Origin of the sequence: Coprothermobacter proteolyticus DSM 5265 (genome assembly GCF_000020945.1) — a bacterium.
Taxonomy (GTDB): Bacteria; Coprothermobacterota; Coprothermobacteria; order Coprothermobacterales; family Coprothermobacteraceae; genus Coprothermobacter; species Coprothermobacter proteolyticus.
On record NC_011295.1, the window covers coordinates 862,086 to 871,528 of the forward strand.

Annotated in this window: 9 protein-coding genes, 1 tRNA gene and 1 riboswitch; all 10 genes read right to left on the reverse strand. The window is 43.9% G+C overall.

Annotated elements, in window-relative coordinates; all coding sequences use genetic code 11:
- Positions 1-7: 7 nt before the first annotated feature.
- Entirely contained in the window at positions 8-1,168 is a 1,161-nt protein-coding gene (locus COPRO5265_RS04575) for a murein hydrolase activator EnvC family protein (protein ID WP_012544429.1), read from the reverse strand.
- The gene (locus COPRO5265_RS04580) at positions 1,152-1,985 is read right to left on the reverse strand and encodes a cell division protein FtsX (protein WP_234397959.1); all 834 of its coding nucleotides are present in this window, start codon (positions 1,983-1,985) and stop codon (positions 1,152-1,154) included. The genes COPRO5265_RS04575 and COPRO5265_RS04580 overlap by 17 nt, the downstream gene beginning before the upstream one ends.
- A 67-nt stretch (positions 1,986-2,052) precedes the next feature.
- A complete protein-coding gene (locus COPRO5265_RS04585; protein ID WP_012544608.1) occupies positions 2,053-2,769 on the reverse strand; it encodes a cell division ATP-binding protein FtsE in 717 nt (238 codons plus the stop codon).
- Entirely contained in the window at positions 2,762-3,874 is a 1,113-nt protein-coding gene (gene prfB, locus COPRO5265_RS04590) for a peptide chain release factor 2 (RefSeq protein WP_012543910.1), read from the reverse strand. Before prfB ends, COPRO5265_RS04585 begins: the two co-directional genes overlap by 8 nt.
- On the reverse strand, positions 3,871-6,189 hold the full coding sequence (secA, locus tag COPRO5265_RS04595; protein ID WP_012544735.1) for a preprotein translocase subunit SecA: 2,319 nt from the start codon (positions 6,187-6,189) through the stop codon (positions 3,871-3,873). Before secA ends, prfB begins: the two co-directional genes overlap by 4 nt.
- Entirely contained in the window at positions 6,189-6,761 is a 573-nt protein-coding gene (hpf, locus tag COPRO5265_RS04600) for a ribosome hibernation-promoting factor, HPF/YfiA family (RefSeq protein ID WP_012544248.1), read from the reverse strand. Before hpf ends, secA begins: the two co-directional genes overlap by 1 nt.
- Before the next feature lie 20 nt (positions 6,762-6,781).
- Positions 6,782-7,654, reverse strand: a complete 873-nt coding sequence (locus COPRO5265_RS04605) for a YitT family protein (RefSeq protein ID WP_012544249.1) — start codon at positions 7,652-7,654, stop codon at positions 6,782-6,784.
- 19 nt (positions 7,655-7,673) lie between these two features.
- Positions 7,674-8,189 (reverse strand): gamma carbonic anhydrase family protein, encoded by a 516-nt coding sequence (locus COPRO5265_RS04610; protein WP_012543665.1) that lies wholly within the window; start codon positions 8,187-8,189, stop codon positions 7,674-7,676.
- Between the two features lie 21 nt (positions 8,190-8,210).
- Positions 8,211-8,285, reverse strand: a tRNA-Ala gene (locus tag COPRO5265_RS04615).
- 38 nt (positions 8,286-8,323) lie between these two features.
- The gene (locus COPRO5265_RS07390; protein WP_012544544.1) at positions 8,324-9,121 is read right to left on the reverse strand and encodes a PP2C family protein-serine/threonine phosphatase; all 798 of its coding nucleotides are present in this window, start codon (positions 9,119-9,121) and stop codon (positions 8,324-8,326) included.
- A 156-nt stretch (positions 9,122-9,277) separates the two neighbouring features.
- Positions 9,278-9,392, forward strand: a riboswitch (SAM riboswitch).
- Positions 9,393-9,443 lie beyond the last annotated feature (51 nt).

Below are 9,443 nucleotides of genomic sequence, written 5' to 3' on the forward strand. Positions count from 1 at the left end.
GATCACCTCAGAATTGCACAAATTTAGCAGGATTGGTTGGCTCACCCTGTATTCTTATCTCAAAATGCAGATGCGGGCCTGTTGCCCAACCTGTAGAACCTTCGTATCCAACTACAGTGCCAGCAGAGACCTTTTGTCCCGACTTTACAGCTATGCGAGACATATGAGCGTAAACAGTACCATAGCCATCTTGATGGTCGATAATAACACACAGCCCGTAACCCGTTTTCCAACCTGCCCAAATGACCACACCAGTCCTACTGGCCTTTATTGGTGTTCCATATTGGTTGGCAACGTCGATACCTGTATGAAAATCTTTACCTCTACCTGTTAGTGGATTTATACGCCACCCGAACGGACTTGTCACCATTCCAGACATTGGCTTAATAAAACCACTAGAATTCGCATTACTACTGAGCTTTGTTGATGAGAGCATTCGTTGTATCTCAGCACTCACTTCTCGCTGCTGCTGCTCTATCATGGCTAACTGTGAAGCATATTTGTTTTGTTCCTTCTTAAGTTGAGCATACAAAGATTCTCTTTCATCGTACTTACTCTGCAAGGTTGCTAGCTGTGTTTGGAGCGATTCGATTGTCTGCGCAACTTCATTCTTTGCTTCTGCAATTTCCTTTCGCTTGGCATGAAGTTTGGCCACATTGTCTTCATATGATTCCAACTTATCATTCTGGTTTGTGAGCACTTTCTCCAAGGCATAGGTTGCCAGTTCCGGATTTACTGAAGAAGTAACCACTAAAACCAGTGCAGAAGGGGCCACTTTTTGCCACTTATACATGGTCACTAGTGTCTGCTCCAGGTTTGCTCTTTCTTCTTCAATTGTCTTCTCCAGATCTTTTATCTGACTATCCAATGTGGCAATTTGCTCCTCAAGTAACTGGCGTCTTTGAACTAATGAAGAAGACTGCTGCTCCAGCTTCTCTATTTGGCTTTGCAGCTCAACTAGTGCCTGGAAAGCGTCCTGAGTCTTACTTTTGACTTCGCTCAGCTGCTGCTGAGTTGCTTTTTTCTGTTGTTCTAGCTGTTCATTTTTCTTCTGCAGATCAGAGTATGTTGCCGCCTCACCCGGCAAAGGAATAGCCAAAGCGGCAATTATAACAAAAACAATTATCACAGAAACCCACTTTGAAAACACCCTACATCTCCAACTCACTACTAGCCACCTCCCTAATGCTTCTGTGTATGGCCAAGTATGTCCCTCCGAACACAAATACAACTGACAAAACTGCACTCAAAAGTACATAGGGCTCCCAACTCGATAGCGGTACAGTTAATCCAAACAAGAGGCTGTTAACAACATTTACCAAATCAATCACAAGCGGCGCTGCATATATGCCTAATATCACCGATACAATGACCCCTATGGCAGCAAAACTTACAATGTACAACAAGAACGGCATAAGTAAGAACCTTGGGCTAGCTCCCAGTAAGGAGTACAGTGCCAACGATTCGCGTTGTTTTAACACCTCAGATTCCACGAGTAGCATGGCTAGAATAGCCAATACAGCTACCATAACTATAAGTATAGCGAATATTGCTTTGTACATGCCAGATATAAATGTTGAAACACTCTGAGCCTGTTCATATGGCGCCAGCAAGTCAGTTATATAGGTAGCAGTCCTCATCTCATCAATGAACTGTTTCATGCTTTCCAGACTGGTAAACCTGATTTCAAAGGAAGGCGGTATGGGATTTTCGGAAATATTTTCGAACAGCCAACTGTACTGGGAAAGGGAAAGCCTTAGCTCTGCTAACGCTTGTTCCGAACTTACGAAGGTTACTTCAGCCACACCTGGCCTACGGACGAAATCAGCTCTTATGGATTGTATTTCCTCTTGTGGTAAAGATTTATCTATGAACACCACTGTTTGAAGCTGACTCAGAGCTGTACTCTGGATTTTTTGAAACCACACGCTGGTACTAAAGGCGAAACCTCCCAGCAACGTCGCAATAATGATAAGTCCAGCCAATACAGCTCCCTGAGCTATATTAGATCGAATTAGCCTCCACGCCCACACTAATTCACGGAGCAACCGATTAAGCCAAAGATTTGAGTTTTTTTGCATCGAAAACAATTCTTCCCCTTTCCAACCTGATTACCCTAGTTCCCATTTCTGCAACCAATTCCACGTTATGCGTAGCCAACAAAACGGTGGTATTCATATTCGCAGTAAGGTTCTGTATGGTTTTGATAAGGTCTCTTGCCGTATTCATGTCCAAGTTCGCTGTGGGTTCATCAGCAATAAGTAGTTCTGGTTCATGTAAAATAGCTCTGGCAAAAGCGACTAGTTGCTTCTGCCCACCAGATAATTCCTCAGGCATGAAGCTCTTCTTATCCAAGAGGCCAAGTTTGTACAGCAACGCTTCTGCACGTCGTTTCACTTCTGGCACGGGGTAATCTCTGACCTCTAAACTCATGATGACATTCTCGTAAACTGTCCTATCATTAAGGAGATAAGAACCCTGAAAGATGATACCTGTCCGAAGCCTCAAGTCACGTAGGTCCCTTTCACCACCAGCAGGATCAATTCGGTGCCCAAGAATATCAGCGTAACCCGACGTAGGCTTTCTAAGCCCCATTAGGATATGGAGAAGTGTTGTTTTACCTGCACCAGTTGGACCAATAAGGTAAACAAACTCACCTCGATGCAAATCAAAACTAACGTTGTCCAAAGCCGGTTCATAACCCTTCCCATATACTTTTGTTAAACCGTGTACACTGATTACTGTGTCTTGAAGATCCATGTTATTCATCTGATGACTCCACTTTTACACCCTGCAAGAACTTTACCATAAAATCCGTTATATCGCCGTCCATAACGTTATCTATGTCACCTCTGGAATATCCGGTGCGATGATCTTTAACCATGTTGTATGGATGAAAGACATAAGAGCGTATCTGGTTTCCCCATGAAGCAGATTTTACATCTCCCCTGATTTCTTCTAAAGACTTCTTTCGTTCCTCTTCATGATATTGGTGAACACGTGCCCTCAAAATGCGCATTGCTCTTTCCCTGTTTTGAAGCTGCGAACGTTCCTCAGTGACTGTAACAGTGATACCAGTTGGCTTATGTATTAATCTGACGCCAGATTCGGTTTTGTTCTGGTGTTGTCCGCCCGCACCACCACTTCTAAACGTTTCAACTTCAATATCATCAGGATTTATCTCCACTTCAACATCTTCTACATCGGGCACTACATCAACCAAAGCAAAAGAGGTATGTCTTCTGTGATCGGCGTCAAAAGGCGACAACCTAACCAAGCGGTGAACACCTTTCTCTGCACGTAGGTAGCCATATGCGTAGGAACCGCGCACGAAAACTGTACACGACTTCACACCGGCTTCTTCTCCTCTGGAGATGTCCACAATTTCTGTTTCGAAACCCATCCGCTCAGCCCAACGTAAGTACATTCGCATGAGCATTTGTGTCCAATCCATAGCATCCACACCGCCAGCTCCAGCATGTAGCATCAATATGGCGTCGTTCGTATCATAGGGTTCTGTAAAGAGCGTCACCAGCCTAAAAAGCTCAATACGTTGCTGAAGTTCCTTCAACGTAGCGAGTGCATGCTCAAACAGCTCTTCATCATACCCTTCCTGGAGAAGCTCCAAAGCAGCATCAAGGTCTTTTAACAGGTTTTCAATCTGCTCAACGCGTTCAATTTCTTCTTCCAGCCGCTGTACTTTTCTTGCTACAGCCACGGCTTTATCTGGATCAGACCAAATGTCAGGCTTCTCGTACACTTTACGTACGTCGCTAAGCTCAGCCTTCTTATCGTCCAGCTTTATGTTCTCAACTATTTCTTGAAATTCCGATGCAGTATTGTCTCGTGCTTGTATGATTTCTTCCAGTGTCAACGATTCCGTCCCTTCCTTTGAGTGTCTCTTTGGACTAATCTAATGTTCAAGAAGTACGTGAAGAAATCTTTTCTGACGTTGCTAAGCATTTCTGCAAACATCATGGCAGCTTGGTACTGATATTCAACTAGAGGATCCTTTTGTCCTAAAGCTTGCCATCCTATGCCTTGTTGCAAGTACTCCATGTTCTGTAAATGATTGATAAAATTCCAGTCCATTACTCGAAGCAAAACTTTCTTGTCCAGCTCCGGATCAACATTACTAAGTTCATTTTTCTTTGCTTCATAGTTGGACATTATCACAGAGAATACAACATCCTTTACCTCATCTTGGCTAGCATTTTCTAGGCCTTCAACTGTTATGCCCACAGCCAATAGCTGATCTGAAACACTTTCAGGATTGCGCGCTAAGTCTTCAGCGTAATGCTCCGCTAAACGTTCCGCCAAGGGAGTAACATCTTCCATCTCCAAGATTTGTCTTCTTTCCTTGTAGATGTACTCCCTTTGTTGACCCAAAACATTATCGTAATCCAAAAGCCTTTTTCTTATTTCATAATGGTAGTTTTCAACTCTTTTTTGAGCTGTTTCAATGGCACGAGTCAAAAGTGGGTGTTCGATGCGGTCGTCCTCTTCCACATGCAGTTTATCAAAAATGCCTTTGAGCGTATCACCGCCATAAAGTTTCAAGAGCTCATCTTCTAAAGACAAGTAAAACTGCGAGCTACCAGGATCGCCTTGCCTTCCGCTTCGTCCTCGAAGCTGGTCATCTATTCTTCGAGCCTCATGCCGTTCACTACCAATGACATGCAGTCCGCCCAGCTCTGCAACACCTTCACCAAGAACAATGTCAACGCCTCGTCCTGCCATGTTTGTGGCCACTGTGACAGCACCACGTTGGCCAGCTTTTGCAATGATTTCTGCTTCTTTTTCGTGGTACTTAGCATTTAAAACTTCGTGCGGAATGCCTTCTTTCTTCAACATTCTTGAAAGTTTTTCAGATTTCTCCACAGACCTGGTGCCTATAAGTACAGGTTGTCCCTTAGCATGCCTTTCTTTAATATCTGCCACAATGGCACGAAACTTTCCTTCTTCACTACTGTAAATCACGTCAGGCAGGTCCACTCTGATCATGGGTTTGTTAGTAGGAACCACTACAACGTCCATATTGTAAATACCACTAAATTCATTCGCTGCTGACGCTGCAGTTCCTGTCATGCCAGCAATCTTGTTGTACAGCTTAAAGAAGTTCTGATATGAAATCAGAGCCAACACCTGTGATTCGCCTTTAACTTGGACGCCTTCTTTGGCTTCAATTGCTTGATGAAGTCCATCACTGTATCTACGCCCATACATGAGCCGACCAGTGAACTCGTCTATGATAATTACTTCACCATCTTTTACTATGTAATCCACTTCTGACTTATAAAGATATTCAGCGCGCAATGCTTGAAGAACTTTTCTAAGAAGGTCAGCGTTTTCAGGTGCATACAGATTATCAGTTTTTACGAACCGTTCTACCTTATGTGCTCCAGACTCATGCAAAATGACATTTCGTTCCTTTTCTTCAATGTCAAAGTCCACACCTGGAACCATTCTTCGAGCCAGTTTGGCCAGCTCGTAGTAGATGCGAGTGTCTTCCTGACCGGGTCCGCTAATGATAAGAGGCGTTCTGGCTTCATCGATAAGTACAGAATCTGCTTCGTCTACTATTGCATAATCCAGTCCCTGCTGAACAATGTCCTCTAGGCTTAAAGCCATGTTATCCCGTAAGTAATCAAAACCAAATTCATAGTTTGTCCCGTAAACTACATCAGCCGCATAAGCCGCCTTTTTTTCTTCGGTAGTTTGGTTGCTGTGAATGTAGGCAACTGTCAAACCAAGTGCTTCATAAACAGGCTTCATCCAATTAGCGTCACGTTTTGCCAAATATTCGTTAACAGTCACAACATGCACTTTGTGACCAGAGACAGCCATGGCGTAAACGGGCAACGTGGCAACCAGTGTCTTGCCTTCCCCGGTCTTCATTTCCGCTACTTTACCTTCAAACAGCACCTTACCACCTATAAGCTGTACATCAAAATGTCGCATGTTGAGCTGCCGTCGAGCTACTTCTCTGACCACTGCAAACATCTCAGGGAGTAGTTCATCCACCGACTGACCTTTATCAAGTTGATTCTGAAAATACGTTTTTTTGTTGTGAAGGTCCTCATCGGATAACTGCATCATTGCAGGCTCAAAAGCATTTACTTTATATGCGAAATCAAAATACTTTTTCAAATGTCGATCCGATGAGGATCGCCCGAACCACTTGAACATTACTCAGTCAATACCTCTATAACACCGTAACCACGTTTCTTTCTCTTATACACGATTTTAGGGTTGCCTGTATCAGGATCCATGAACACGAAGAATGTATGACCCAATGACTCCATTTGCAGTACGGCCTCTTCCTCGCTCATGGGTAGCACAACAAATCTCTTGCGCCGCTCAATAAGTGGTTCCTCAACCTTCTCTTCTCCGAGGAGAGAACCTACGTTCAAAGTCGTTGTTTTCTCTACCTTTCCACCCTGACGTGAATCAAATAGCTTTTCTTTGAAACGCTTTATGTTGGATTCCAACTTATCAGCAGCTTTATCAATGGCAGCATAAAGATCGGGGTCTTCCACTTCTGCACGAATAAGCCTTCCGTTAGCGTCAAGCGTCACTTCAACATCAAAAACAGGTTCACGAGCTTGACGTTCTTTTTCAACCACTACTTTTACGCCGAGAATGGGATCAAAATAGCGGTAAACACGCCCGATTTTTTCTTCGATGTACTGTTTTATGGCTGCAGTCAGTTCTATGTTCTTTCCAACCATGTCAATTTTCACGTTTTCGTCTTTCACCATTCATCCCCTCCTTAATATGCTTATACCCAAGATGGTGACCTAAAACCCTCTCCTACTACTCTTACACCTTCAACAACGATGTAAAAACTCTTTGGATCAACACGCCTAATGATCCTCTCCATTTCATCTGTTTCTGATTGCGAAACACAAACTACGAGAGCCTTCCTTTCAGTCCCGGCATAGGAGCCCCAACTTTGAAGCAGCGTTGCACCTCTACCTAGATTCTCATCTACTTCCTTCAACATTTGCTCGTAATTGTCGCTTATTATGAAGAACACACGCTCTCTGATGAATCCCTTCTGCATCATGTCCACTGCAGCGCTACCAATAAATATGCTCACGATTGCCAGCAACGCCACATCAGTACTCCTAAAGACCAGCGCCATGAGAGTCACTACCGTTGCATCAGCAATGAAAATAGATTGTCCCACTGAGATACCAGTGTATTTGTTGATTATAAAACCTACTATATCCGTTCCCCCCGTGGTTGCTCTGCCCTTGAAAACGAGTCCCAACCCAATACCAGATAAAGCTCCTCCATAGAGAACGCTCAAAATGAGGTCATTGGTAAGTGGTTGAGCATAGTACTTGCTTAGCAGATCCACAAAAAAACTAAGGAAAAATGTCCCAATGAGTGTTCCCGTACCAATATGAGAACCCAAGAGCCAAAAAGCCAGTGCGAACAATACCAGGTTCAATATGAGCATCCATGTTCCAATACTTAGAAAGGGAACAAAGTGGTTAATAGTGAGAGCTAATCCTCCTACACCACCAGGCGCCAAATTATGGGGAAACAAGAAGGCTACTAAACCAAAAGCAGTTACTAAACACCCCAACACAATTAATAGAACATCTTTAAAACGGGGAATAGATTTTCTAAAAGAGTCAATCATGTGACTAGCACCCTACTTCCTACTCTGCAAAAGCTGTCATGTACTTATCTTTGAGTTTGATGTAGTCCAATGCATTTTCTTTTATGCCCTGAATTTCTTCCTCACTCAGCGTCCTCACAATCTTGTAAGGATTCCCCACGACCAGAGAACCTGATGGAATACGCTTGCGAGGAGGAATAAGCGTCCCAGCTGCTACCAGTACATTGTCTTCTATTTGTGCTCCATCAAGTACAATAGCACCCATACCAATGAGCACATTGTTTCCCACACTGCAGCCATGAAGAATAGCCCCATGTCCCACGGTAACATAATCACCGATTTTCGTTGGCAAAGTATCAGTCACATGGACCACAGCATTATCCTGTATATTGCTGCCTTCTCCTATGTAAATGGCATTCATGTCACCTCTTATGGAGGCGAAAGGCAGAATAAACACATCTTTCCCTATGTAAACCTCGCCAGAAACAAAAGCCATATCATGAATAAACGCTGTCTCGTCTACGGTAGGGATTTTTCCATCATATTCTAATACCATTGTTATCCCTCCTAACAAAGGTGGTGGAGACGACGGGATTCGAACCCGTGGCCTCTGCCATGCCAAGGCAGCGCGCTCCCACTGCGCCACGTCCCCACTGCGGTATTTATCTTACCACAGCTTTACTCCAAGTGTCAAGCGAAGCCCCCTTTTACGCCTTTTCTACAGACGTAGACAAGCACAGCGCTCATATTGTCAGTAGCACCAGCCTTCATATACTTTTCAAAGAGGCAACCTAGCCTGCTTTCTTTACTGTGAAATAAGCAAGCACTTATCTCCTCATCATTAAGAGCATCAGTAAGACCATCACTGCAAATGAGAAAGGCATCATATTCATCTAAAGAAAACTGTTTTATGACGGTTTGAACAGTTCCTCCCTCAAGACCACCCCCAAGGCATTGTAGAAGCACTCCTCTTAAAGGATGTTGGCGCGCCTGCTCCATAGTTATTGTCCCTTCATCAATCAAAGCCTGCACTAAGGACTGGTCCTTACTAATTTGCTTCAGCTCATCTTCATGAACACCATACACACGACTGTCGCCGACGTTGAAAACCCAAACTGTGGACCCACGAATGAGTACTCCAGCAAGCGTGGTTCCCATGTTTGACATGCTAGGATCCTTCAGTGCTTCTTTAACGATTTGAAGATTCATCTCCTGGATGCAGCGGTCGATCGAGTCAGCGGTTTCTATGCTCAACCAGTTCAAGGCTAGGTAATCCAGAGCCAATCGACTAGCTACTTCTCCAGCTTTATGGCCACCCATGCCATCTGCGACGGCGAATACAAAAGAGTTTCCTTCAAAGACTATCCTTTGAGGATCAGCCATTTCTTCTTTTTGAATGACATCACTCATTATGAGTAGAGCATCTTCATTATTTGACCTAACTTTTCCTCGATGGGTCATGTATTCGACTTCCACATGCAAGCTCATGGTATATACGGCACCCCCCCCATTAGGTCTTATTCTCTATTTTCTATTGGCACTTGCTCTATACAGTTCCATTTTACTTAACTTTGCACAGCACTTGTGTTTCACATAAAGAGTTATTGCATGGAACAGGAACAAACATGTTATAATTTGTTAACCTTCTTATCCAGAGCGGTGGAGGGAAAGGCCCGAAGAAGCCCGGCAACCAGCGAGGGAGAAAACCGAGCATGGTGCCAACTCCTTCTGCACCAAGTCTGGTGCAGGAAGATAAGAAGGTTTGTACACGAATCCCTCCATCGGAGGGATTTTTTTTGTCAAAAATTTG